This window comes from Sunxiuqinia sp. A32 (assembly GCF_052690465.1).
The window spans coordinates 115,415-140,049 of the sequence record NZ_JBQYLI010000012.1 but is presented as its reverse complement, the minus strand read 5'-3'; the positions used below and the strand labels follow the sequence as shown (position 1 = coordinate 140,049).

Genomic DNA, 24,635 nt, shown 5'->3' with positions numbered 1-24,635 from the left:
AAATGAAGTACCATCTAATTACCTTAGGTTGCCAGATGAATATTTCTGACAGTGAGCGCGTAAGTGCCGTGTTGGAGAGAATGGGATATGAGCGGACAGAGAATGAGGAAGAGGCAAATCTTTTAGGCATGTTGGCCTGCTCGGTTAGGCAAAAACCTATTGATAAGGTGTATAACAAAATTGCCCGTTGGAACAGGTGGAAAAATAAGAAGAACCTGATTACATTCATTTCAGGATGTATTCTACCAGCTGATAAAGAGAAGTTCTTGAAACTTTTCGATATCGTTTTCCCGATGAGCGAACTGGGAGAGCTGCCGGAGATGATTCGTAATTATGGTGTAGTTAATGCAGCTTCATTACAGGCACTCACTCCAAATATGCCAAAGAATGAGCATATTGTTGACATGTGGCACATCAAACCAAAGTACCAGTCAACCTATGAAGCGTTTGTGCCAATCCAAAATGGCTGCGATAAATTCTGTACGTTTTGTGCCGTGCCATACACGCGAGGACGTGAAGTGTCCAGACCTTCAGAAGATATTTTGAAAGAAATTCAACATCTCGTTAATCAGGGCTACAAATCCATCACGTTGCTTGGTCAAAATGTGAATTCGTACGGTTTAGATAAGAATGGTGAAGAAATTGGTTTTGTTGAATTACTCAAACAAATTGGAGAATTTGGAAGGTTGTCAGGAGAAGAATTCTGGGTTTATTTCACTTCGCCGCACCCGCAAGATATGGGACGAGATGTAATTGAGGTAATTTCTCAATATGAATGTCTGGCCAAGCAAATTCATTTACCGATGCAAAGTGGCGATGAAAAGGTTCTGATTAAAATGAACCGTCGCCATTCCATGGAGAAATACCGGAAAATTGTTAAAGATGTTCGAGATTTAATTCCGCAAGCGACTTTGTTTACTGATATCATTGTTGGCTTTACAGGTGAGAGCGAAAAAGAATTCCAAAATACAGTTGCCGCGATGGATGAATTCAAATTTAACATGGCATACATTGCGATGTATTCACCGCGTCCGGGAGCAGCAAGCTATCGTTGGCAAGATGAAGTTTCACAGGACGATAAGAAGGATCGTTTTCATCGTCTCTCGGAAGTGATGAAAACACATACACGACAGTATAACGAAGGTATGATTGGAAAAACTCTTCGGCTTTTAGTGAATGGGACTGATCGTAAAACCGGATATAGCACCGGGCTGACTGAAGGGAAATTGACTGTGAGGTTAGACCATGTTGCTCCAGAGTTGATGGGTGAAATTGTAGATGTGAAAATAACCTCAGCTGCCGACTTTTCTTTGAGTGGCGAATTGGTCGAGGTGAAAGAAAAAGTGGTTTCTTGATGAAGAAGGTGGCGTTTAAAACATTGGGATGCAGGCTTAATCAATATGAAACAGATGCTTTGGTTTCTGATTTTGATAAGTCTGGATATCAGGTTGTAGATTTTAAAGAAAGTGCCGATGTTGTTGTGGTTAACACATGCACGGTTACTAATCAAAGCGATCATAAATCAAGGAATATTATTAGTCAGGCTGCCCGAAAAAATTTGGGATCAATTGTGGTTGTTACCGGTTGTATGGCCAATAATTACAAAGAACAACTGGAGTCTGAAGAGAAAATAACGTACGTCGTTGACAACTCCAATAAAGCAAATATCCGGTCTCTTATTGACGCACATTATAGGGGTGAAATTTTACATCCCTCTAATTTGGGTGGTAATGTGTTTGAATACGATACTGTCGATAAAAGTCTTCATACACGTAGCGCCATCAAGATACAGGATGGATGCGATAATTATTGCACGTTTTGTATTATCCCGATGGTGAGAGGCAGAGCAGTTAGCCGCCCGCTTATACAGATAGTCGAAAATGCCAAGAATACACTGGCTAATGGTTTTAAAGAATTGGTTATAACTGGTGTGAACATTGGCAGGTACGAATGGGAGGGTAAACGTTTTGAAGATGTTTTGGAAGCAATTCTAGGTTTGCCGGGCGACTTCCGTGTTCGAATTTCGTCGTTGGAGCCGGATGGATTTGGCGATCGTTTTTTCGATCTGTTTCAACATCCCAAATTAGCACCGCATTTGCATTTGTGCCTTCAAAGTGGTTCCGACAAAGTACTTCTTCGAATGAGGCGAATGTACGACATTATGCGATTTGAACATGTTGTTGAGAGATTTAGAGCAGCGATGCCTGATTTCAATTTTTCTACTGATTTAATAGTTGGGTTCCCGGGAGAAGATGAAGCTGATTTTCAGCAGAGCTTAGATGCTGTTGCTGGTTTTGGATTTAGTCACGTGCATACCTTCAAGTATTCAGTTCGGACAGGAACGCGTGCTGAACGGATGGATGAACAAGTTTCTGAAAAAATAAAAACCGCTCGTTCTGCAAAAATTAGAGAAGCTTCAGAGAAATCGCGTCACAATTATCTTTCGTCTTTTATCAATAAAAAGCAACGTGTTCTCATTGAGAAAATTGATTCGCGCGGTTTTGCTTATGGATATGGTGAACATTATATTCCAATTCGATTTAAAGCCAACGAGTCGTCAAAGAAGAACAGCTTTCAAAATGTAATAGCTATAAAATTGGAAGGCAAAGGAGAATCTGCTCGTTTGTTTGGTGAAATTGTAGCGTAGATGTTTGTTAATCGTATTGATTCACTGGTGGAATATGACTATTTTCGGTAAAAAATAACCAATCACTTTCCGAACCGATGATCAAATCTGTTACAACTATCGTTTTTTTGATATCCGTTTTTCTTGTATCGTCCCAGAATTTATCGAAGCCAGAGGGATTGTTGGTTGAATTATTAAGAGCTCCAGAAGAAGCAATAATTACAGATTCACAACCAGAATTCGGATGGGTTTTCCCTATGGAGGGTGTCTCGCAATCTGCCTATCAAATACTTGTTGCTTCGTCTATTGACAATCTGAACTCGAAACACGCTGAATTTTGGAATAGTGGAAAGATTATTTCAGCTAATTCGATCAATATTACCTATCAGGGGGAGCAACTCCATCCGAATTCTTCATATTGGTGGAAAGTAAAAGTATGGAATAGCAATGGGACTGAAAGTGAATTTAGCTCACCTCAGAAGTTTAATACAGGTAATTTTGATGGTGGCTCAGATGAGTGGATCGGACAAAGTAACTGGGTGAAATTGGATGGTGACTGGGTTGCAGAAGATCGACAAAAAGCAAGTTATCAGGATCTTGATCCGGTTGTTTTTAAGAAAACAGCTGAGAATAGTTGGTTTGCTGATTTTGGAAAAGCTGCTTTTTCAACGCTTGAATTATCTGTTGCTTCGAGTATCAATGATACATTGACTGTTTTTTTGGGAGAGCGTAAGAATAATGATTTTACGGTAAATAAGAATCCCGGAGTTTCTAATATTGGATTTTTTAAGTATCAGATGCCCATAAAAAAGGGGACTCATACTTACGAAGTTGAAATTCCCCGGCATCATGCAAGATATCCTCATAGTCAGAAGTTGCCACCCTTTTATCCGGAGGTGCTTCCTTTTCGATATGTTGAGGTGAATCCAAATGACGCAATTAGTATAGAATCCATCAAACAGAAGGCTTTATTTTATTATTTTGATGATGATGCTTCATCCTTTAGTTGTTCAAATGACAAGCTCAACAAGGTTTGGGACTTGTGTAAATATACATTGAAGGCAACTCCCTTTTTAGGGGTCTATTGTGATGGTAACCGCGAAAGGATGCCCTATGAGGCAGATGCTTACATTCAGCAACTAGGGCATTATTCAGTGGATCGGGAGTTTTCGGCAGCTCGCTATACCATTGCATTTTTAGTTTCGCATGCCTCCTGGCCAACCGAATGGCAAATGCACACGGTAATGATGGCACGAGAGCATTACATGTATACCGGAGATAAGGAATTTCTGGTGCTAATTTATGATGATCTGAAGAAGAAAACATTGATTGATCTAGCCGGTGAGGATGGATTAATTAGCACTCGAACAGGTAAGGCAACTCCGTCATTTTTGGAGAGCATTCATTTTGATGGAGAAAATTTTAGAGATATCGTGGATTGGCCAGCAGGAACTCCAACTGGAAGTAAACAAGCGTCCAATGCCGGAGCAACTCCCGAAGGTGAGCGTGATGGGTATGTATTTACAGAGTACAATACGGTTGTTAACGCTTTCCATTATTATGCATTAAAGTGCATGGATGAGATTGCCGGAGCCTTGGAGAAATATGATGATCAAGAGTTCTATAAGCGGCAATCTGAGAAAGTGAAAAACAGCATTATGAAAAAAATGTTTGACACAGAGAAAGGAATCTTTGCGGATGGAATTGGGACTGATCATGCAAGTTTACATGCGAATATGTTTCCACTTGCCTTTAATTTGGTTCCGCAGGAAAATATTAAATCAGTGGCAAATTATCTCAAAACGAAAGGGATGGCTTGCAGTGTTTACGGAGCTCAGTATTTTCTGGAAGCGTTGTATAATGCAGGTGAGGCAAAATATGCTTTGCAATTGATGACATCTGAAAGTAAGCGGAGTTGGTTGAATATGCTGAATGTTGGCTCAACAATGACAACAGAAGCATGGGATGAATATTATAAACCAAATCTAACATGGAATCATGCTTGGGGGGCAGCACCGGGGAATATACTGCCAAGAAGGATGATGGGAATTCAACCACTTGAGCCCGGATTTAAAACGTTCGTAGTTAATCCTCAACCACAATCATTAGAAAATATTGAATTAAAACTACCGACGATAAGAGGTGCAATTACATGTAACCTAAAATCAAATGAAAATAAATGGGAAATGGAGCTTTCCATCCAGGGGAATAGTGAAGCTTTAGTTTTAATTCCTTCTGAATTAAGTATATTGAAGGTAAACGGTCAAAATGCTGATGTTGAAAATGTAATCCATTATCTGGGACTGTCACGAAATATGGTTCGTTTAAAAAGTGGGAGCTATTTGATTATTGCAAGCAAGTTTTGATCATTTATTTCTGTATTGACTAGGAGCCAAACCAGTGTTTCGTTTAAAGTAGACCGAAAAATAATCTGGCGATTCAAAATTCAATTCATCTGCAATTTGTTTGATTGAAAGCGGGCTGTGATCCAGAAGATCTTTTGCGCGCTGTATTTTCAACTGGGAGAGATATTGAGCTGGAGCAAATCCTGTATATTCTTTGAATGCCCTTCGAAACCAAGAATAACTGATATTTAGTCTAGAGGCAACTTCTTCAGGAGAGATAATTGCAAATTTTTCTCTCATTATCATTCTTGCCTTGTTTATTTTTGAGATGACTACTTTGTCACCAAAATTTTCATTTTTTTGGAATTGGAATAAGTAGCCAATTAAGTGACAAATGATGCCTCCCATTAACTGCTGAGAGCCTGGTTCTTCTCTCTTTGCGCTATCCATTATCTTCCTGAATAATCCCACTACCTCTTCCTTGTAGCCGATGTTTAGTACCGGGTTTTGCTTCTCAAAATTACTTTGTTCGATCATTTGCTTAGCATATTGTCCTTTAAACCCAACCCAATAGGTATCCCAGCCATTCAATAAATCTGGCTTGTAACTATGCCATATTTCTGGGTGAAGAAGAAAAAGGCTTCCTTCCCTGAGCTTGACCTTTTTATCTTGTTTTGTTGAAAAACTACCTTCTCCTTTGCTCACATAAACCAGCTGGTATTCATCTAAAATTCTTCCCTTGTTAGGGGTAAAAGCATATCCTTGAGGATGTCCTTTGGGCGGATATTGGGAATTTGGTTCAACAGATTGCAATCCAACGGTGGTAACAACAATTCCCCATTTAAAATCAGCTTCATGAATTGCCGGGTAAAAAACATCTTGGAATTCAGTTTTGTTGCTCATTTATTTTTAGTGTCAAAAATTAAAGGTATTTGGTCAAATATCAAAATGAAATGACTATAAAATGCTAGTAATTTGTTGGGAGTAAAAAAAGAATTAAAATTATTAATGGTCAAAAATATGGGACTGATTGAAGGATCAACAAAAATAGGCTTGTTTGGAATCGGATTAGATACTTATTGGGAACAATTTGATGGACTTCTGGATCGATTGATAGGTTATCAAAAAATAATCAAGGAAAGAATGGAGGAACGCGGGGTAACTGTTTTTGATGCTGGTTTGGTTGACTCTCCAAAGAAAGCTCAGGAGGCAGGGAAATTCCTCAAAAAGAGTGATGTTGATATTGTATTTCTTTATGTTTCAACTTATGCATTGTCATCTACCGTTCTGCCAGTAGCTCAGAAATTGAAAGTGCCGATTATCATACTAAACCTGCAACCTGTTTCCGCAATTGATTATCATGCTTTTAACGAATTGGGTGATCTTGGAAAAATGACTGGAGAATGGCTCGCTCATTGTCAGGCATGTTCTGTACCTGAAATTGCTAATGTATTTAATCGTTCCGCTATTCAATATGAGATTGTAACCGGGTACCTTGATGATGAAAAAGCCTGGTGCGAAATTAATCAATGGATCGATGCCACTCACGTTGCGGAGGTAATGCGATCCAATCGTTTGGGGATTCTTGGCCATTATTATAACGGGATGCTCGATGTGTATACTGATTTAACTCAGCAGTCTTCTGCTTTTGGGACACATATTGAATTATTGGAAATGTGTGAGTTGAAAAAATACAGGGATGAAGCAAACGAATCAGAAGTCAAATTAAAGATCGAGGAATTTCATAAGACATTTGATGTCTCGGAGAGCTGTGAGGCATCTGAGGTTTTACGTGCAGCGAAAACGTCTGTGGCACTTGATAAATTAGTTGAAAAGCATCAGCTTGGATCAATGGCTTACTATTACGAAGGAATAGATGGAAACGAGTATGAAGATATCGTTACTTCCGTCATTGCCGGGAATACTTTGCTGACGGGGAAAAATGTACCCGTGGCTGGTGAATGCGAAGTGAAGAATGCACAGGCCATGAAAATTATGGATTCATTTGGGGCAGGAGGCACTTTCTCTGAGTTTTATGCAATGGATTTTAATGATGATATTGTGATGCTTGGGCATGACGGACCTGCACATTTCGCTATTGCTGAAAGCCAGGTTCAGTTGGTTCCTCTACCAGTTTATCACGGGAAGCCTGGGAAAGGTTTATCTATTCAAATGTCTGTAAAGCATGGCAAAGTGACTGTTCTTTCAGTAGTTGAAGGATCAGACGGAATATTTCTTCTGGTAGCTGAGGGTGAATCTGTCCCCGGTCCTGTCCTGCATATTGGCAATACGAATAGTCGATATCGGTTTACAATAGGTGCACGCAATTTTATGGATCAATGGTCAAAGCAAGGGCCTGCACATCATTGTGCTATTGGAGTTGGGCATATTGCAGACAAAATTGAAAAGCTTGCTTTTCTACTCAATATTGATGTTGTTCAAATTTGCTAGTGACAGATGTTTGTGAAAATGAAATACTGAGAATTAAATAAACCAATCATGAAAAATTCGATTTCTATAACAGTTTTGTTCATTCTGTTTGCTGCAGGTAGTTTTTTAAGCTCTTGCCAAAAAAATGAATCGCAATCCGAAGGAATTAATTCTTATTCCAATCTTGAAAAGCTATGGGCCGATCCACCTTCAGACTATAGGAGTGCACCATTATGGGATTGGAATGACAACATTAGCAAAGAAGGAATTTCTTTCCAGATGGAAGAGTTTAAGAAAGCTGGAATTGGAGGTGTTTTTGTGCATCCCCGTCCTGGTTTAATTACTGAATATATTTCAGATGATTGGCATCAACTTTTTGATTATACGGTACAAAAAGGAAAAGAATTAGGCATGAATGTCTGGATATATGATGAGAATTCTTATCCATCCGGATTTGCAGGGGGGCATGTACCCGCAGAGATGCCAGATTCGTATAAACATGGTTCTGGACTGAGTCTTGAAGTACAGGAAGTTTTAAATCCAGCTAAGGCTGATTCATTTGAGGTTGTTCTCAAACAAGTGGAATCAACATTTGAAGATATTACACAAACCTATGAAAATGAAGTTGGGCAAGCAGGTACCTATTATCTTTTTAAAAGAACTTACCCTGGTAAATCGCAATGGTATGGAGGTTTTACCTATGTTGATCTTTTATATCCTGGGGTTACCGAGAAGTTTCTTGAGATAACAATGAAAGGATATGAAAAATATAATAGAGCAGATTTTGGGAAAACATTGAAAGGTATTTTTACGGATGAACCCAATCTTGAAGCTGCGATGTCGCATGGTAGTGTTTTACGTTGGACTCTAGGTTTATGGAGTGCCTTTGAAGAAAGATGGGGATACAATTTGAAAACAAGTCTTCCATCATTGGTTAGTGAAGTAGGTAATTGGAAAAAAGTTCGTCACGATTATTATGAGTTATTATTGGAATTATTCATCGATCGCTGGGCAAAACCAAATTATGAATATTGTGAAGCCAATGAGCTGGATTGGACTGGTCACTATTGGGAGCACGGTTGGCCAGAGCCTACGGATGGTTTTGATGAAGCTGCTTTCTATATTTGGCATCAGCAGCCTGCAGTTGATATGCTTGGCTGTAATCTTGATCCCGATGGATTAGGAGGGCAGTTTGGAAACACTCGTGCCATTCGTGAGTTACGCAGTGCTGCAAATCAAGCCGGAAGAAAACGTACCTTAAGTGAAACTTATGGTGGTGGGGGTTATGAAATGGATTTCAAAAACTTTAAACGTTTGGCTGATTGGCAATGCGTTTTCGGAGTGAATTTTGTCAATCAACATCTCTCTTATTACTCGATGAAAGGCGTTAGGAAATTCGATTATCCACCCACATTTTCTTATCATGAGCCTTGGTGGGATAATTACAAACTAATGGGAGATTACCTGGCACGCATTAGCATGGCGACAGCAGCAGGTGAGCAAGTTAATAGAACATTGGTGATGCAGCCAAATACATCGGCTTGGATGTATTTCTCAAGAATGAATAAAAATCCGGAGATCTATAATATTCAACATGATTTTAAATACTTCGTGAATCAGCTTGAACAAAAACATTTTGAATATGATCTGGGATCTGAAAAAGTCCTGAGGGAAATCGGATCGGTTGAAAAAGGAAAGATAAAGGTAGGTCATTGTGAATATGAACTGCTAGTATTGCCTAAGGAGATGGAGAACATTGATCAATATACATTTAAACTATTGGAAGAGTTCCTTCAAGGGGGAGGAAAAGTTTTGTCATTCAGAAAGAATATAGAGCGCTTAGACGGAGAATTGAGTCCATTGGTTTCTGAATTGCAGGAAAAATTTTCATCTCAATGGGAAACAGTTGAATCGGTTGACGATAAAAAAGTTTCAGCGTTATTTAAAACTGAAAGATTTTCAATTTCTGACATTTCCGAAAATAAGGAGTTATTTCATCAGAGACGAATTTTAAAGGATGGAGAACTGCTTTTATTGGTAAACTCAAGTGAAACTGCTACAGCTTCTGCTGATATTGAAGCAAACGGAAAGTCAGTCGTTCAGATTAATCTTTTTACAGGGGAACAGAACCTAATTGCTTCGGAAGAAACAGTCGATGGAATTAAGTTTAAAACAAGACTATTGCCAATTGAAAGCGCATTGTTTTTCATTTCTGACAAAAAGGAAAATTTCCCAAAAATGGAAGTTCAATCAAAAGAGTTTTCAAAACTTGCTTCTACTGGAGAAATGGAAATCAAACGATTGTCTGACAATGTCTTGACAATTGATTATCTGGATATAGAAACTAATAATTCGGCGAAGAAAGGAATTCATTTTATGAAAGCGTTGAATGAACTTTTTGTAGAAAATGGAGTTGAATTTGCAAATCCATGGCAACATAAAATTCAATATAAAAAAGACTATCTGGCCTTGGATACTCTATTTAACGACGATTCCGGTTTTGAGGTGACTTATCATTTTCACGTTGCTGAAAACACGTTTCCTGAAATCAGTGAGAAGTTGAAAGCGGTAGTCGAAAGACCTGAATTGTGGAGTGTTGCAATAAATGGGGAAATTGTACTTCCAACGCAGGGTGAATTCTGGATTGATCGGGAGTTTCCTGTGTTTGAAATTGGAGAGTTTGTTAAAACAGGAGAAAATCAAATCACACTAACGGCCTCAAAAATGTCTGTATTTGCAGAAGTTATGCCAGTCTACATCCTTGGAGATTTTTCATTGTCTTCAACAAATGTGGACTTTGAGATAACGAACCCAAAAGGTATAAATACAGGAAGTTGGATTGATAGTGGAATGCCTTATTATTCTGATAAAGTATCCTACGAAAAAGTATTTAAGGCAGATGAGGGAGCCCTCTATTCTGTAAGACTAAACGATTGGAATGGGACCATTTGTGATGTACTGGTGAATGGTGAAAAGGCTGGAGTGATTGCATTTCCTCCTTACGAACTGGATGTTTCAAGTCAAATTGAGCCTGGAGATAATTCAATTGAGATTATTGTGACGGGTAGTTTGAAAAATACTTTTGGGTACTTTTATCATCCAAATAATAAATGGATACATGGACCACATGAGTGGAATTATGCTCCTGAGAAACAACCAGGTTTGGCAGGGATGTATTTGCAGGATTATGGATTGTTTGAGCCGTTTGATATTCTAACTGTCGAATAAGATATCACGAACTTCCAGCCAAAAGTGTACATTCAGTTGGTTGGAAGTTCTTTTCTCTGTACAGAAAAAAGCAATTAGTTTGTTTGTCTATGTTTTGATGAACATTTCCCCGAAAAGATTGAACATATCCTCGTTTTTTTTGTCATAATAGAAGATTTTCAAGTCATCTATTATCTATTTAAAATGACTGTAAAAAGAGGAAAAACGAAGAAGTTATCTGAAGAGAAAAGTGAGAACATAGACTTTGATGCTATTTTAACTGATTATCGGTTAAAAGTAAAGCAAGTGACTTCTCATGGCCCGGTGAAAGCGATTGAGAAACATCGTGAGAGAGGAAAATTACTTGCGCGTGAGCGCATTGATATTCTTATTGATGTTAAAACTCCCTTCCTGGAACTTTCTTCTTTTGCTGCATTTGGACAGTATGATGATAGTTTTCCATCAGCCGGTATTGTAACTGGAATTGGAATGATTCAAGGTCACGAATGTATGATTGTTGCCAATGATGCTACAGTAAAAGGCGGCACTTATGTTAAAGAGACAATTAAGAAGCATGTTCGTGCCCAGGAAATAGCTTTAAAGAATAAGCTTCCTTGTATATATTTGGTTGATTCGGGTGGTATTTTTTTGCCGGAACAAGCTAACGTTTTTCCCGATCGGTTTGATTTTGGAAGAGTGTTTTATAATCAGTCACGTTTGTCTGCCGAAGGGATACCTCAAATTGCGGTGGTGATGGGGTCGTGTACCGCTGGTGGTGCTTATGTTCCAGCGATGTGTGATGAAACGATTATTGTCAGAAATCAGGGGACGATATTTATTGGCGGACCACCTTTGGTGAAAGCGGCTACTGGGGAAGAAGTTTCTGCTGAGGAATTGGGAGGAGGAGAGGTTCATACTTTCGTTTCAGGAGTGGCTGATCATTTGGCAGAGGATGATGTTGATGCATTGAAAATTTGCCAGCGGATTGTTGCCGGATTGGCAAAAGTTCCAAAACAAGATTTAGATATTCGAGAAACAGTTGATCCACTTTATCCATCAGAAGATTTGTATAAGTTACTTCCAGTCGATCTGAAAAAGCCAATTGACATGAAAGCCATTATTGAAAGATTAGTGGATGGCAGTGAAATTCAGGAGTTCAAGTCGAATTATGGAACAACTTTAGTCACCGGTTTTGCACGAATTCATGGAATTCCAATTGGTATTGTTGGTAACCATAGTTTTTTAACTGCGGAGAGTGCCCGGAAAGGTGCACATTTTATACAGTTGTGCTGTCAACGTCAGATTCCAATTTTGTTCCTGCAAAATATTACCGGCTTTATCGTCGGTAAAAAATACGAGCATGAAGGGATTGCCCGCGACGGAGCTAAAATGATAAATGCTGTGGCTAATGCTACCGTTCCCAAAATAACGCTGGTTGTTGGCGGTTCTTTTGGGGCCGGAAATTATGCTATGGCTGGTAGAGCTTTCGATCCGGACTTCTTATTCATGTGGCCCCATTCCCGGATTTCTGTAATGGGAGGAGAACAAGCTTCCGGTGTATTACAGAGCATCGGAAATCAGGAAGCAGCGGATAAATTAATCGAACAATTTGAGTACGAAAGTACTGCCTATTATAGTTCTTCCCGAATTTGGGATGATGGAATTTTTGATCCGGTTGATACCAGAGATATTCTGGGTTTAGCTTTCACGGTTACACTCAATCAGGAAATGGAAAAGACGAAATATGGAATATTCAGAATGTAAATATGAAAGTTTATAAATACATAAAATTAAAAGTTGATGGGGTCCGGGCAGATATAATTCTAAACCGACCAGATAAGCACAATGCATTATTCACTGACATGATTGTTGAACTGAATGAGGCATTGGAAAAATTATCTGGCGTGGATGAATTAAGGTTTATTGTATTATCAGGGGAAGGATCTTCATTTTGTACAGGAGCAGATATCGAATGGTTCTCCAATTCAATACAAAAAAGTAAGAGCGAGAATTGGGAAGAGTACCTTCAAATGGCGAACTTTCTTAAAAGGTTGTATGAAATGCCACAGGTAACTATTGCTGCTGCTCACAGAAATGTCTTGGGAGGAGGAAACGGAATTGTAGCTGCGTGTGATTTTGCGGTTGCGGAGCAATCTACAGCTTTTGCATTTGGCGAGGTTAAATTGGGGGTGATCCCCGCTACCATCATGCCTTTTGTTGCGAAAAGGGTTTCTATTCAAAACTTAAAAAAGCTGTTTTATTCAGGAGAGCGCTTTTGGGCAACAGAGGCTCAGTTGATAGGTTTAATAGATTTTTTAAGTGAGGATGGAAAGCTTCAGGAGACAGTGGATGACTTGGTTAAAGGTTTGATCCAGGTTTCTCCAAATGCTTTGAAAGCTTGCAAAAAGATGCTGCAGAAAGTTGCATCTGGTGAGGTAACTGTAGAAAGTGGAGAATATACTTCAGCTGTTCTTACTGATTTAGTTTTGTCTCCCGATGGACAGGAGGGAATGAATTCTTTTTTGGAGAAAAGAACTCCGAGTTGGAGGGTGTTTAAAGCTGAGGAGAATTAGATGGGGATTTTCAATAAAATATTGATTGCCAATCGCGGAGAGATCGCGGTTCGTATCATTCGAACGGCAAAGAGGATGGGGATTGGAACTGTTTCCATTTATGCGGTTGATGATCATCAATCACTACATGTTTCTTTGGCAGACGAGGCTGTTTTATTGGAAGGTAAATCTCTGAATAAAACATATCTCAATCAGGAACTTATTATTCAGATAGCAAAAAAACTTGGTGCAGATGCCATTCATCCCGGGTACGGTTTTTTATCAGAAAATGCTGTATTTGCTGACAAAGTTGAAAAGTCAGGGCTGTCGTTTATCGGTGCCAGTTCAACTCAAATAGAGTTGATGGGGGAGAAAAATAAATCCAATGACTTTGTCCAAAAACTAAATATTCCGATCGTTCCTCGAATTAAAGGAAGTATTAACAATATTCCTGATTTTGCGCAAGATTTGTCTTTCCCATTGCTTGTAAAAGCATCTGCTGGTGGAGGAGGGAAAGGGATGGTTGTCGTGGAAAAGTTGGAAGATTTGCCTCATGCAATGAAGCAAGCACAGCGTCAGGCGTTGGAATATTTTGGGAATGATGATGTTTTTGTCGAAAAATATTTGCCAGATGTTCGGCATATTGAAGTGCAGATTTTTGGTGATGGGAAAGGAAATGCAATTCATCTTTTTGAGAGGGAATGTACCATTCAGCGCCGATATCAAAAAATAATAGAGGAGGCACCTTCAATTTCTATTTCAAAAGAATTAAAGGAAGAACTTTATCAATCAGCGTTGAAAATTGCGGAGGCGATAAAATACCGAGGTGCAGGTACAATTGAGTTTTTAGTGGATGACGAAGAAAACTTCTATTTCCTGGAAATGAATACGCGTCTTCAGGTCGAGCATCCTGTAACTGAAATGATAACGGGGCTGGATTTAGTTGAATGGCAAATCAGAGTGTCAGCAGGGGCTAAATTGCCTTTGAATCAGTCACAAATTGTCAGAAATGGCTATGCAATGGAGTTTCGGATTTGTGCTGAAAATCCGATGGAAAATTTCCGGCCAACTTCCGGAGTTGTTCAAAAAATTAGAACACCAAATTCGTCGAGTTTTCGCTTTGAAAGTTTTGTTTCGGAAGGCATGAAGTTGTCTTCAAATTACGACTCTTTAATCGCAAAAATGGTGGTGTGGGATAAAAACCGCCAGACTGTGTTAGAAAGAATAAAAGAATCGGCTGATGAATTTTTATTGACTGGGATTACAACAAATTGGGCATTTCTTCAACAAATCATCAAAAACAAGTGTTTCATCAAAAATGAAATTAATACGCGTTTTGTCGAAAATGAAATTGAACAATTAAAAGGTGGATTAGTAAGTGAGCGACAACAACTTGGAGAATTGATCCCCGTGATTGCTTATGTTTTGCACCATTTTGTATTTCCAAAAAATGAAACAACCAATTTGTGGGGAAATTCAGGATACTGGCGAATTGCTCAGGAACTACTAATTTTTGTGGACGAGAAACCCTTAAAGGTCAGTTTTAAAAATCAGATTGAGGGATTGAATTTTCTGATAAAAGGATCTCCGATTTCAATTACTGAAATGCTTCCTCAAGAAAATGGTTATAGTTTTAAATTGGATAATGATACAACGACAGTAGTTGTTGCTGACACGCAAAAACAAACGTGGGTTCAGTACAAAGAGCACGAATTTAAGGTCCGAAGCAACCATTTGATGGAACAGATTGTTTTGAAACGAAAGCATGAAAGTTTTAAAGATGAAAAGCGCTATCATGTTTATGCCGATTTGTTCGGTAAAATAGTTGAAACCACGGTCAAGCCTGGAGAGCAGGTAGAAAAAGATCAGTTGTTATTGATTATTGAATCGATGAAAACTGAATTTCGGGTTTTGAGTCCGGGAGAAGGGGTTGTGAAGAATGTTTTTGTGGAGGCAGGATCCACGGTTCATGACAAACAACTATTGATTGAATTTGAAGTAGAAAATAAAATAACCATCAACGCATGAATGCACTCTTGAAAGAAAAGCATCACCAAATTCGGGAGCGAGTACGAGCTTTTGCCGAACAAAAAGTAAAGCCCGTTATTGGTGATTACGAAGCGAATGAAGACTTCCCCGTTGAATTAATAAAGTCGATGGCTGATTTGCAGGTGTTTGGAATGCAGGCACCGGTTGAGTTTGGGGGGCAGGGTTCCGATTATTTATCATACATAATTGCAGTTGAGGAGCTTGCACGAGTTGATAGCTCGGTTGCAGCAACGCTGGCTGCTCACAATTCACTTGGTGTTGGCCCTATTTTAGAGTTTGGGACTGATTCTCAAAAGAAAAAATACCTGCCGGGACTTTGTTCCGCTAAGCAACTTTGGGCGTTTGGCTTGACAGAAGAGAATGCAGGATCTGATGCGCAAGGAGTTCAAACAGTTGCCAGTGAAAATGAAAATGGTTGGCTGGTAAATGGACATAAAAAATACATTACCAATGGAGCCTCTGATATTTCTGTGGGGATTAGTATTGTGGCCCAAACAGGTTTGCTGAATGATGGGAGAAAAGAATTTACCACCTTTTTAATTGAAAAGGGAACACCGGGCTATACCCGCGAATTTATGAAAAATAAGTTCCTCTGGAGAGCTGCGGATAATGCAATGATTTACTTTAATGATTCGCAAATTCCTGCAGAAAACATGTTGGGTAAACGTGGACAAGGAATAAAAATCATGTTAAAAACAATTGATTCCGGACGTTTATCAATTGCAGCTATGGGCTTAGGTTTGGCTCAGGGTGCTTATGAAATGGCTGTTTTATTTGCAAAAAAGCGAAAGCAATTTGGTAAAGCCATTGCCGATTTTCAGGTGATTTCTTTTAAGCTTGCTGATATGGCAATGAAAGTTGAAAATGCACGTAATACGCTTTATAATGCTTGTTGGTTGAAAGACAACGGATTTCCTTTTGGTACTCAATCGGCTATGGCAAAACTGTATTGCTCACAGGTGGCGAGTGAAATTACAGGTGATGCGATGCAAATTTTTGGTGGAGCCGGCTTTTTCCGAAACGATGACTTCCCTATTGAGCGATTTTTCCGTGATCAACGTTTATTATCAGTTGGGGAAGGTTCATCTGAAGTGTTACGTATGGTTATTTCCAGGTCTGTTCTGAAAGATGAATAATCAAAAGATACTTCGATTAAGATGAAAGCGATCAAGATAAAAGAAATTTGAGCGTATATTAGGGATTAGGCAAATGCATTTTTTACATTTGTTTTTTATCCTCTACAAAAAATTATGGAAAAAGATCGGAAGCTCGAACATATTCAATTGGCATTTGATTCACAAACTACAAAACTGGAACAAGATCATCGGTTTGTTTATGAACCAATGTTGTCTGGTCATCCAATCAAGAAACTGAGTCCAATTCAGTTTCTGGGGAAAACAATGAATGCACCAATCTGGATTTCCAGTATGACTGGAGGTACTGGTATTGCAAAAACAATCAATCGAAATATTGCAAAAGCATGCCGGGATTTTGGGCTTGGAATGGGGCTGGGATCTTGCCGTAAATTACTTTTCGATAAAACTCATTGGGATGATTTTGATGTTCGGGACGTAATAGGAAATGATCGGCCGTTATGGGCAAACCTTGGAATTGCTCAAATTGAATCATCTCTGGATGAAAAGAGTGAAAAAGCGATTCAGGATTTGGTTGGCAATCTACGTGCAGATGGTCTAGTTGTACATGTAAACCCTTTACAAGAGTGGTTTCAGCCGGAAGGTGATCAAATTAAAAGGCCTCCGATTGAAATTATTGAGGAACTTTTATCCAGAATTGATATTCCTGTCATTGTAAAAGAAGTGGGGCAGGGAATGGGTGAGAAAAGTCTGAAAAGATTACTCCAATTACCATTGGCTGCTATTGAATTTGCCGCTTATGGAGGAACCAATTTTTCTAAATTGGAGTTGCTTCGCGATGATCCTGCACAATTTGAATTATATCAGCCATTTGCATATGTCGGTCAAACCGCCGAACAAATGGTGTGCTCTGTCAACAAGCTTATTCATGAGATGGACGAGATTAAATGCAAGGAGCTGATTATTTCTGGTGGAGTTAAGAATTACCTGGATGGTTACTACCTAATTTCTTTAAGCCAACTGAATTCCGTTTATGGAATGGCTTCATCTGTTTTGAAAAAAGCAACCGGGGAATATGCTGAACTTCAGGAATATATTTCCAATCAAATAAAAGCCTTTCAACTTGCTCAAGCCTTTTTACGAGTGAAACTTAAGCATGAAGAGTAATAAAACCATATCGGGATTTTCGAAATGGACCAAACAGCAAAAGATCAGGTGGCTCAAAGATGAGTTAAATCTGAGTGATAATGTAGAGTCGTTACTTCTAAAATTTGAGTTGGATGATCTTGATTTGCAGTCTATAATTAGTGAATTGAGTGAGAACTGTTTGTCTAATTATCATCTTCCATTTACCGTTGCCCCTAATTTTAAAGTGAATGGGAATTTGAAGGTATTTCCATTAGTTATAGAGGAAAGCTCAGTAGTGGCAGCACTTGCAAAGGCTGCTGGATATTGGGCAAAACGAGGAGGATTCCGCACTGAAATATTAGGAGCAGAAAAGAAAGGTCAGGTTCATTTTCAATGGGCTGGAAATCCTGAAAAAATAAAGCATGCTTTTCCTGAAATCAAACAGTTTTTAGTGAATGAGGCACACCCGATTACGCAAAAAATGGAAAAGCGAGGTGGGGGTGTATTAAATATTGAACTCAACTATTTACCTGGGATATTGCCTAATTATTATCAATTAGATGTGTCGTTTGATACACGAGATGCGATGGGAGCGAACTTCATTAATTCTTGTCTGGAGCAATTTGGGCAAAGTTTGCAGGCCTTTTTTCAACGGAAACCGGATTTTACTGGGGCTGAAAAAGAAGTTGAGATTATCATGTGTATCCTTTCCAATTATGTTCCTAATAGCCGTGTAAAAGTTTGGGTGGAATGTCCCGTAGCCGATTTGATGGATAATATGGAAGAAGCAAGAGCATTTGCCGATAAACTCGTTCGTGCTGTTCATATTTCAAGAAATGATGTAAGCCGGGCGGTTACTCACAATAAAGGCATCTTTAATGGGATGGATGCGTTGGCAATTGCAACGGGAAATGATTTTCGTGCGTTGGAGGCTGGCGGTCATGCTTATGCAGCTAGAAACGGTAAATATGTGGGTTTGAGTGAAGCCGAAATTCGTGGTGAGCAGTTTATTTTCAGTATGGAAGTTGCAATGGTAGTTGGTGTCGTTGGTGGTGTAACCACGTTGCATCCCCTGGCAAAATTGGCTATGCAAATTCTGGAAAATCCATCAGCTGTTGAATTGATGTCGTACATTGCTGTGGCAGGATTGGCGTCAAACTGGTCGGCTGTAAATGCGCTGGTAACATCTGGAATTCAAAAAGGTCATATGAAGATGCATTTAAGCAATATTCTGCATGCTTTTAAACTTACTAATGAACAAAAACAAGCTGTTCGCGATTACTTTCAAGACAAAGCGGTTTCACAAAGTGCCGTTGAAGAGTTTTTGAAAGGAAATGCCAAATAGTATACAATCATACCGTGCCAATGGTAAGTTATTACTTACGGGAGAGTATTTTGTTCTGAAAGGAGCCAAATCAATCGCATTACCCGTTCGTTTTGGTCAGACTATGGAAGTTTGCTCGACTCATGATTCTGGTCATCTTAGTTGGAAAGCTTTTTCCCAGGATGGAATCTGGTTCTCCTGTAAATTGAAAGTTCCTGGATTCGAAATCATAGAAACATCAGATTCAGAAAGAGCGAAGACCCTGTCTAAAATATTTAGTACAATTTTACTATTAAACCCAGAGATAGAATTTCGGGAAGGTATCTCTTTTGAAACAAAAATGGATTTTGACCCGGCATGGGGATTTGGGAGTAGTAGTACTTTGATTTATAACCTTGCCAGTTGGGCATCGGTTGACCCTTTTCAACTAAACAAACATTGTTTCCAAGGTTCTGGTTTTGACATTGCCTGTGCGTTTGCTGAAGGGCCAATCTTGTATCAGCAAAATCACCGTATTGAGCCAATTGACCTTGATTATCCATTTCTTGATCCGCTTTACTTTGTGTATTCTGGTTCCAAAAAAGCAACATTGGGAGACGTTTCCCAATTTTTACAGGAAAATAAAATTTCGGAAAGTGAACTTCAGCAAATGAATGAATTAACCAAACAATTTACTTCTTGTAAAACATTGAGTGATTTTCAATTGTTGATACGGGAACATGAAGAATTGGTGTCTTTAAAGATTGGTGTTGAGCCGATTAAGAATCGGCTTTTTAGTGATTTTAAAGGAGAGCTGAAATCTCTGGGTGCATGGGGAGGCGATTTTTTCCTTGCGGCATCAAATGAAAGTGAAAGCTCAGTTCAGCAATATTTCGAAGAAAGAGGTTATGCACTCATCTTCAAGTGGAACGATTTAGTTTTAAAAAGGAAATAGAAATAATATGGTCGAAGAAAGATATAGGGCTAAGTGGTCTTGCCCTTCTAATATTGCTTTAGTAAAATACTGGGGAAAAAGGCCGGGGCAATTGCCAATAAATCCATCATTTAGTTTTAGTCTGCAAAAATCCAGAACAGAGACTTCAGTTTCAATCCAAAAATCCAGTAAGCCTGAAATTAGTTTCTTGTTTGAAGGAAAGGAATCACCTTTCGGGGAACGGGTTCGAAAGTACCTTGAGTTATTGAAGTTGGATTACCCTTGGATGCAAAATTATTCTTTCCTTATTGAGAGTGAAAATACTTTTCCACATTCTGCAGGCATTGCATCTTCTGCTTCTTCATTTGGTGCACTGGCGTTGTGTCTTACAGATTTATCCATGAAAGTTCAGGAAGTTACAGTTGATGAAAAGGTTTTCAGCGAAACTGCTTCCAGAATGGCGAGGGCAGGGAGTGGAAGCGCTTGTCGTTCGATATATTCCGGTTTTGCGCTATGGGGAAAGTCTGGGCAGGTTGAGGGAACTACTGATCGGAATGCAATCCCATTTCGTGAAAAAATACATCCACAATTTCAGGGATTGATGGATGCCGTTTTATTGGTTGACTCAGGTAAAAAGCAAGTTTCAAGTTCGTCTGGTCATGAGCTTATGAATCAACATCCATTTAAAGAGAATCGAGTTGCACAGGCAAATCAGAATTTGAAGACGATTTTAGAATCTATGAAAAGTGGGGACGTAAAAACATTTTTTGAAATCGTAGAAAATGAGGCTCTTACTTTGCACGCTCTCATGATGAGTTCATCTCCTTCGGTTGTCCTGTTAAAAGCCGAAAGTTTAATTATCATCGAAAAAATACGTACTTTTAGGCAACAAACCGATACCCCTGTCGGTTTTACTATTGACGCGGGACCCAATATTCACCTGCTTTATTTTAAGGAGAATAGAACGCAGGTGAGAGACTTTATTCAAACTGAATTAACGGGTTTGTTGGAAAATGAGCAGTGGATGGATGATAGAATTGGAGAAGGACCAGAAAAATTGGAGTGATGAAAAGATTTCCGGCAAAAGTATTGCTGTTTGGTGAATATGGATTATTGTATGGTGCAAAGGCGTTGACACTTCCCTTTCATTTGTTTGGTGGAAAGCTAGAGTTTAGTAGTGAATCGCTGGATTCAAATAGTAGGCAATCTGAAAGTTTGCTGGAGATTGATCGATTTGTTTCTTACTATTCTCATCAGCATTTAAACGATCAGATGAACTTTCCGTTGAATTTGCCTCAAATAGAAAAGGACATTCAAAAAGGATTGTATTTTAATTCAGATATTCCACATCAGTATGGGGTTGGAAGCTCTGGAGCACTTTGCGCCGCTATTTTCGATCACTACAGTTATTATCATCAGGATTTCAAGTCACTCATATATAAAAAAGATTTGTTGGATGCGCTGAAACATGATTTTGCCATTATGGAAAGTTATTTTCACGGAACAAGTTCAGGCTTAGATCCATTGGTTTCCTTTTTAGATCGACCAGTGCTTGTTGAGAATAATAAAGTTTCGTTGCCCGAATTAAATCCTGATTTGGGATCAGTATCTATATTTTTAATTGATACAAATATTACCAGTCCGACTGGACCTTTGGTCGGATTGTTTAAGCGAAAAATGCAAAATCCTGCATTTGAGCAATCTTTTACGATGGAATATTTGCCATTAAACAACCAGTTGGTTGACGCTTTTATTGCTGAAGATACCAATCGTTTAATGGAACTATTTCCAAAATTCGTGGACTTTCAGGTTGAGCATTTTCAAGAGATGATTCCTGCTGATTTTTCCTCTAAAATAGGTGAGGTGAGAAATCAGCAAATATTTATCAAGTTACTTGGCTCAGGTGGTGGCGGATTTTTGCTAGCTTTTGTTCCCAAAGGTAAATCGCCTAACTTTAATTACCCTTCATTAAAATTAGTTTCCTGATTGCCGTTGTTGGTTATTTCTTTTTACCGGGCGTTTCTTTTTGAATCGTCTCTTTGGCTGTGAATTTTTCTTTTCAATAGTAGGAATATCAGAACTGCCAACACTCATTTCATTTTCCGGAGCTTCGGGTGTTACCAGGTATTTTGCAATTGATGGTTTTATTCCTCTTTTGTTTTGTTGAATAATCTTTTTAACATCTTCTAACCCAATAACAAAAGGTTTATTTCCAAAGTTTTCCTCGATGGTGTACCAAATTTTCTTGCTAAGAATCTCTGTTTTGAAATGTTTGGCGTATCCTTTTTCTGTTTCCAGTGTGAGAAGTTCATTTGGAAAATCCTCCTGTGCTTCAAGGTAGGTGTCCAGTTCGTACATTAAACAACATTTTAGCTTACCACATTTGCCAGCCATTTTCTCCGCATTTGGAGATAACCCCTGTTGAATAGCAGCATCCGAAGTAACGCTTGAAAAATCAGTTCTCCAGGTTGAGCAACACAGCTCACGACCACAAGAACCAATGCCGCCAACGCGTCCGGCTTCCTGTCGGGCGCCAATTTGCTTCATCTCAACTTTGATCCGGAATTCTCGGGCATATCTTTTAATCAATTCTCTGAAGTCAACCCTCTCATCAGCTATGTAATAGAATATTGCTTTTGAGTTATCACCTCTAAATTCAACATCACCAATTTTCATATTTAATTCAAGTTCGGTTGCTATTTGCCTGGCCCGAATCATAACTGGTTGTTCTCTTTTTTGAGCTTCTTCCAATTTGCGTTTATCAGAAAGTGTTGCCTTTCTGTAGATAATATTCCATTGGTACCGTTCTGGCTTTCTTATTTTCCGTTCAAATTGTTTCTCCGCCAGCTTTCCTGTTAGCGAAACCACACCAACATCATGCCCGGGAGAACAAGCTACTACCACCTGATCGCCAATTTTAATTGGAAGTCCATCTTTATTTTTGAAGAACTCCTTCCGAGTTCCCTTAAAGCGAACTTCAACAATGTTACTTAAGTGACTTGTGTCTGGTATATCTTTGAGCCAATCGTGTGTTCCAAGCATTTGAGTGCGATCTTCTTCAAGATTTGCACTGCATCCGTTACATCCCATTTTTCGTTCTTTATAATTTCAGACAAAATTATCTAAAATTAAGCGCAATAACTATTTTAATTCAATCTAAATAAGGATATGCGCGGAGAATTTTGTAAATTGAAAATTGCAAATTTCGTGGAACTAAACTGAAAAATATGGACTTATCAAATGTGGTTGCAAATTTGAACTATTGGGCAATTTTGGTTGCTGCGCTCAGTACTTTGGTGCTAGGGAGTATTTGGTACTCACCTTTTTTGTTTGGGAAAACCTGGATGAGATTAAATGGATTTACAGAAGAAAATTTAAAAGGAGGGCTGCCGATGCCCGTAATTTTTGGAACTTCTTTTTTTGTGTATTTGCTGGCAGCAATATCGCTGGCTATGTTTTTAGGAACTTCTGCAACCCTAAGCTTTGGGATTTTTGCGGGAGTCATGATTGCCGTTTTTTGGATTAGTACGGCAAAACTCAATAACGTGCTTTTTGAAAGGCAAAAATTTTCTCTTTTTCTGATTAATGCCGGATATGATTTGGTCTGCTACATTATAATGGGGGCTATTATTGGTGGTTGGCAATAGTCAGGATTTAACTAAACATTGAAAGCTGTCTTTTCCCAGGCAGCTTTTTTTATAAAATTTTGATAAGGAAGAGGGAATAAACCTGCATTTTTATTTCTTTTGAATAAAAAACATTGTGAAGCAAATTTTTTATCTATTTATCGCTATTTTCTTGTTTTCACTTCCACAGAAAGGTTTTTCTGTTCAGTTGAGTGAAGATGCAGAAATTAGTGTTCTTACCTGTGGCAAAAGTGAATTAATACATGCCATATATGGACATACGGCAATTCGGGTGAATGATCAGCGTAGAAGGTTTGATGTAGTATTCAATTATGGGGTGTTTAACTTTAGTGCTCCTAATTTTGTGTACCGTTTTGCAAAAGGTCGAACCGATTATTTGTTAGCTCCTGAGAGATATAGTGATTTTTATGAGGGGTATAAAAAGCGGGGACGAAGCATAACGGAGCAAGTGTTGAACTTAAACCACTCTGAAAAACAACGTCTACTTGATTTCTTAATCGAGAATGCCCAACCAGAAAACAGAGAGTATCGCTATAATTTCTTCTATGATAATTGTGCAACTCGTGTGCGGGATGTGATAGAGAACCAGATAGATGGAACTATCATTTTTCCAAAGGATAGTGGGCAGAATTTAACTTTCCGTAAACTTGTTACTGCATATCAGAAGATTCTACCCTGGACTAACTTTGGAATTCAACTTACATTGGGTACTCCGGCTGATAAAATTGCTTCGACCTATGAAGAAATGTTCTTGCCAGATTATCTGATGAAGCATTTTGCAGATGCTAAGATCAGAATGGGAGATGAAACAAAACCTTTAGTGAAGGAGACTAATCTGATATATGAAGTCAGCGACAAGAAAAAAGGCGGAATCAATTTATTATCTCCATTTGTAGTTTTATCCATCTGTTTGTTGATTGTATTTTACTACACTTATCGGCAATTATCGCAACAAGAAATAAATTTCTTGTTGGATTATATATTGCTGTTTGTGACTGGATTAATAGGTTTGGTAACACTTTGGTTTGTTACTTTCTCTGAACATCCAGCTATGCATCCCAATTATAATATGTGGTGGGCGGTACCAACAAATCTTTTTTTTATGGGATTTTGGCTTGTTAAGAAATGGAGACCACTTTTAAAGTGGTATTGGCAAGCACTTTCAGTATGGTTGATTCTATTTTTTGCTTTTAATTATATGATTCCTCAGGCGTTTCATATTGGGTTTTACTTGATCGCTTTGATGATGTTGACCCGATCGCTTTTCCAAAGTTTTAGATTATTTAGAGAGAAAAGACAGTGATGGCGTGGAGGTGTCTG

The 24,635-nt window shown here is 38.7% G+C and carries 18 protein-coding genes; 16 read left to right on the top strand and 2 right to left on the bottom strand.

Annotated features, from left to right (window positions below):
• The first annotated feature begins 2 nt into the window (after positions 1–2).
• The 3 genes from miaB to ACUNWD_RS13455 all read left to right on the top strand — a co-directional run bounded on the left by miaB (position 3) and on the right by ACUNWD_RS13455 (position 4,992).
• Complete coding sequence (gene miaB / locus ACUNWD_RS13465) at positions 3–1,355, top strand: tRNA (N6-isopentenyl adenosine(37)-C2)-methylthiotransferase MiaB (RefSeq protein ID WP_445588342.1); 1,353 nt, start codon at positions 3–5, stop codon at positions 1,353–1,355.
• The gene (mtaB, locus tag ACUNWD_RS13460; protein WP_445588341.1) at positions 1,355–2,647 is read left to right on the top strand and encodes a tRNA (N(6)-L-threonylcarbamoyladenosine(37)-C(2))-methylthiotransferase MtaB; all 1,293 of its coding nucleotides are present in this window, start codon (positions 1,355–1,357) and stop codon (positions 2,645–2,647) included. Before miaB ends, mtaB begins: the two co-directional genes overlap by 1 nt.
• A gap of 77 nt (positions 2,648–2,724) precedes the next feature.
• Positions 2,725–4,992 (top strand): alpha-L-rhamnosidase-related protein, encoded by a 2,268-nt coding sequence (locus ACUNWD_RS13455; protein ID WP_445588340.1) that lies wholly within the window; start codon positions 2,725–2,727, stop codon positions 4,990–4,992.
• On the opposite strand, the gene ACUNWD_RS13450 is transcribed toward ACUNWD_RS13455, so the two are convergent.
• Complete coding sequence (locus ACUNWD_RS13450; protein ID WP_445588339.1) at positions 4,993–5,874, bottom strand: AraC family transcriptional regulator; 882 nt, start codon at positions 5,872–5,874, stop codon at positions 4,993–4,995.
• A gap of 117 nt (positions 5,875–5,991) precedes the next feature.
• Between ACUNWD_RS13450 and ACUNWD_RS13445 the strand changes: the two genes are divergently transcribed.
• The 11 genes from ACUNWD_RS13445 to ACUNWD_RS13395 all read left to right on the top strand — a co-directional run bounded on the left by ACUNWD_RS13445 (position 5,992) and on the right by ACUNWD_RS13395 (position 21,654).
• Positions 5,992–7,422 (top strand): hypothetical protein, encoded by a 1,431-nt coding sequence (locus ACUNWD_RS13445; protein WP_445588338.1) that lies wholly within the window; start codon positions 5,992–5,994, stop codon positions 7,420–7,422.
• A 48-nt stretch (positions 7,423–7,470) separates the two neighbouring features.
• Complete coding sequence (locus ACUNWD_RS13440) at positions 7,471–10,629, top strand: glycosyl hydrolase (RefSeq protein ID WP_445588337.1); 3,159 nt, start codon at positions 7,471–7,473, stop codon at positions 10,627–10,629.
• 183 nt (positions 10,630–10,812) lie between these two features.
• The gene (locus ACUNWD_RS13435) at positions 10,813–12,372 is read left to right on the top strand and encodes a carboxyl transferase domain-containing protein (protein WP_445588336.1); all 1,560 of its coding nucleotides are present in this window, start codon (positions 10,813–10,815) and stop codon (positions 12,370–12,372) included.
• 2 nt (positions 12,373–12,374) lie between these two features.
• On the top strand, positions 12,375–13,181 hold the full coding sequence (locus ACUNWD_RS13430) for an enoyl-CoA hydratase-related protein (RefSeq protein ID WP_445588335.1): 807 nt from the start codon (positions 12,375–12,377) through the stop codon (positions 13,179–13,181).
• Positions 13,182–15,188, top strand: a complete 2,007-nt coding sequence (locus ACUNWD_RS13425) for an acetyl/propionyl/methylcrotonyl-CoA carboxylase subunit alpha (protein WP_445588334.1) — start codon at positions 13,182–13,184, stop codon at positions 15,186–15,188.
• Positions 15,185–16,345, top strand: coding sequence for an acyl-CoA dehydrogenase family protein (locus tag ACUNWD_RS13420; protein ID WP_445588333.1), 1,161 nt, complete (start codon positions 15,185–15,187; stop codon positions 16,343–16,345). The genes ACUNWD_RS13425 and ACUNWD_RS13420 overlap by 4 nt, the downstream gene beginning before the upstream one ends.
• Positions 16,346–16,459: 114 nt before the next feature.
• Positions 16,460–17,470 carry an isopentenyl-diphosphate delta-isomerase gene (locus ACUNWD_RS13415; RefSeq protein WP_445588332.1) on the top strand — a complete coding sequence of 337 codons (1,011 nt, stop codon included), beginning with the start codon at positions 16,460–16,462 and terminating at the stop codon, positions 17,468–17,470.
• The gene (locus ACUNWD_RS13410) at positions 17,460–18,776 is read left to right on the top strand and encodes a hydroxymethylglutaryl-CoA reductase (protein WP_445588331.1); all 1,317 of its coding nucleotides are present in this window, start codon (positions 17,460–17,462) and stop codon (positions 18,774–18,776) included. Before ACUNWD_RS13415 ends, ACUNWD_RS13410 begins: the two co-directional genes overlap by 11 nt.
• Positions 18,766–19,689 (top strand): GYDIA family GHMP kinase, encoded by a 924-nt coding sequence (locus ACUNWD_RS13405; RefSeq protein WP_445588330.1) that lies wholly within the window; start codon positions 18,766–18,768, stop codon positions 19,687–19,689. The genes ACUNWD_RS13410 and ACUNWD_RS13405 overlap by 11 nt, the downstream gene beginning before the upstream one ends.
• 7 nt (positions 19,690–19,696) lie before the next feature.
• Positions 19,697–20,734, top strand: a complete 1,038-nt coding sequence (gene mvaD, locus ACUNWD_RS13400; protein ID WP_445588329.1) for a diphosphomevalonate decarboxylase — start codon at positions 19,697–19,699, stop codon at positions 20,732–20,734.
• Entirely contained in the window at positions 20,734–21,654 is a 921-nt protein-coding gene (locus ACUNWD_RS13395; RefSeq protein ID WP_445588328.1) for a mevalonate kinase family protein, read from the top strand. The genes mvaD and ACUNWD_RS13395 overlap by 1 nt, the downstream gene beginning before the upstream one ends.
• On the opposite strand, the gene ACUNWD_RS13390 is transcribed toward ACUNWD_RS13395, so the two are convergent.
• The gene (locus ACUNWD_RS13390) at positions 21,643–22,758 is read right to left on the bottom strand and encodes a PSP1 domain-containing protein (RefSeq protein WP_445588327.1); all 1,116 of its coding nucleotides are present in this window, start codon (positions 22,756–22,758) and stop codon (positions 21,643–21,645) included. The two genes, ACUNWD_RS13395 and ACUNWD_RS13390, sit on opposite strands and share 12 nt — an antisense overlap.
• Positions 22,759–22,895: 137 nt before the next feature.
• Between ACUNWD_RS13390 and ACUNWD_RS13385 the strand changes: the two genes are divergently transcribed.
• Both ACUNWD_RS13385 and ACUNWD_RS13380 read left to right on the top strand, forming a co-directional pair.
• A complete protein-coding gene (locus ACUNWD_RS13385) occupies positions 22,896–23,315 on the top strand; it encodes a DUF1761 domain-containing protein (protein WP_445588326.1) in 420 nt (139 codons plus the stop codon).
• Between the two features lie 115 nt (positions 23,316–23,430).
• On the top strand, positions 23,431–24,618 hold the full coding sequence (locus ACUNWD_RS13380) for a lipoprotein N-acyltransferase Lnb domain-containing protein (protein ID WP_445588325.1): 1,188 nt from the start codon (positions 23,431–23,433) through the stop codon (positions 24,616–24,618).
• Positions 24,619–24,635: the final 17 nt, after the last annotated feature.

Excerpts from the sequence above, each read along its gene's own strand:
- miaB (WP_445588342.1), top strand. The coding sequence starts at position 3 with ATGAAGTACCATCTAATTACCTTAGGTTGCCAGATGAATATTTCTGAC.
- mtaB (WP_445588341.1), top strand. The coding sequence starts at position 1,355 with ATGAAGAAGGTGGCGTTTAAAACATTGGGATGCAGGCTTAATCAATAT.
- ACUNWD_RS13455 (WP_445588340.1), top strand. The coding sequence starts at position 2,725 with ATGATCAAATCTGTTACAACTATCGTTTTTTTGATATCCGTTTTTCTT.
- ACUNWD_RS13450 (WP_445588339.1), bottom strand. The coding sequence starts at position 5,874 with ATGAGCAACAAAACTGAATTCCAAGATGTTTTTTACCCGGCAATTCAT.
- ACUNWD_RS13445 (WP_445588338.1), top strand. The coding sequence starts at position 5,992 with ATGGGACTGATTGAAGGATCAACAAAAATAGGCTTGTTTGGAATCGGA.
- ACUNWD_RS13440 (WP_445588337.1), top strand. The coding sequence starts at position 7,471 with ATGAAAAATTCGATTTCTATAACAGTTTTGTTCATTCTGTTTGCTGCA.
- ACUNWD_RS13435 (WP_445588336.1), top strand. The coding sequence starts at position 10,813 with ATGACTGTAAAAAGAGGAAAAACGAAGAAGTTATCTGAAGAGAAAAGT.
- ACUNWD_RS13430 (WP_445588335.1), top strand. The coding sequence starts at position 12,375 with ATGAAAGTTTATAAATACATAAAATTAAAAGTTGATGGGGTCCGGGCA.
- ACUNWD_RS13425 (WP_445588334.1), top strand. The coding sequence starts at position 13,182 with ATGGGGATTTTCAATAAAATATTGATTGCCAATCGCGGAGAGATCGCG.
- ACUNWD_RS13420 (WP_445588333.1), top strand. The coding sequence starts at position 15,185 with ATGAATGCACTCTTGAAAGAAAAGCATCACCAAATTCGGGAGCGAGTA.
- ACUNWD_RS13415 (WP_445588332.1), top strand. The coding sequence starts at position 16,460 with ATGGAAAAAGATCGGAAGCTCGAACATATTCAATTGGCATTTGATTCA.
- ACUNWD_RS13410 (WP_445588331.1), top strand. The coding sequence starts at position 17,460 with ATGAAGAGTAATAAAACCATATCGGGATTTTCGAAATGGACCAAACAG.
- ACUNWD_RS13405 (WP_445588330.1), top strand. The coding sequence starts at position 18,766 with ATGCCAAATAGTATACAATCATACCGTGCCAATGGTAAGTTATTACTT.
- mvaD (WP_445588329.1), top strand. The coding sequence starts at position 19,697 with ATGGTCGAAGAAAGATATAGGGCTAAGTGGTCTTGCCCTTCTAATATT.
- ACUNWD_RS13395 (WP_445588328.1), top strand. The coding sequence starts at position 20,734 with ATGAAAAGATTTCCGGCAAAAGTATTGCTGTTTGGTGAATATGGATTA.
- ACUNWD_RS13390 (WP_445588327.1), bottom strand. The coding sequence starts at position 22,758 with ATGGGATGTAACGGATGCAGTGCAAATCTTGAAGAAGATCGCACTCAA.
- ACUNWD_RS13385 (WP_445588326.1), top strand. The coding sequence starts at position 22,896 with ATGGACTTATCAAATGTGGTTGCAAATTTGAACTATTGGGCAATTTTG.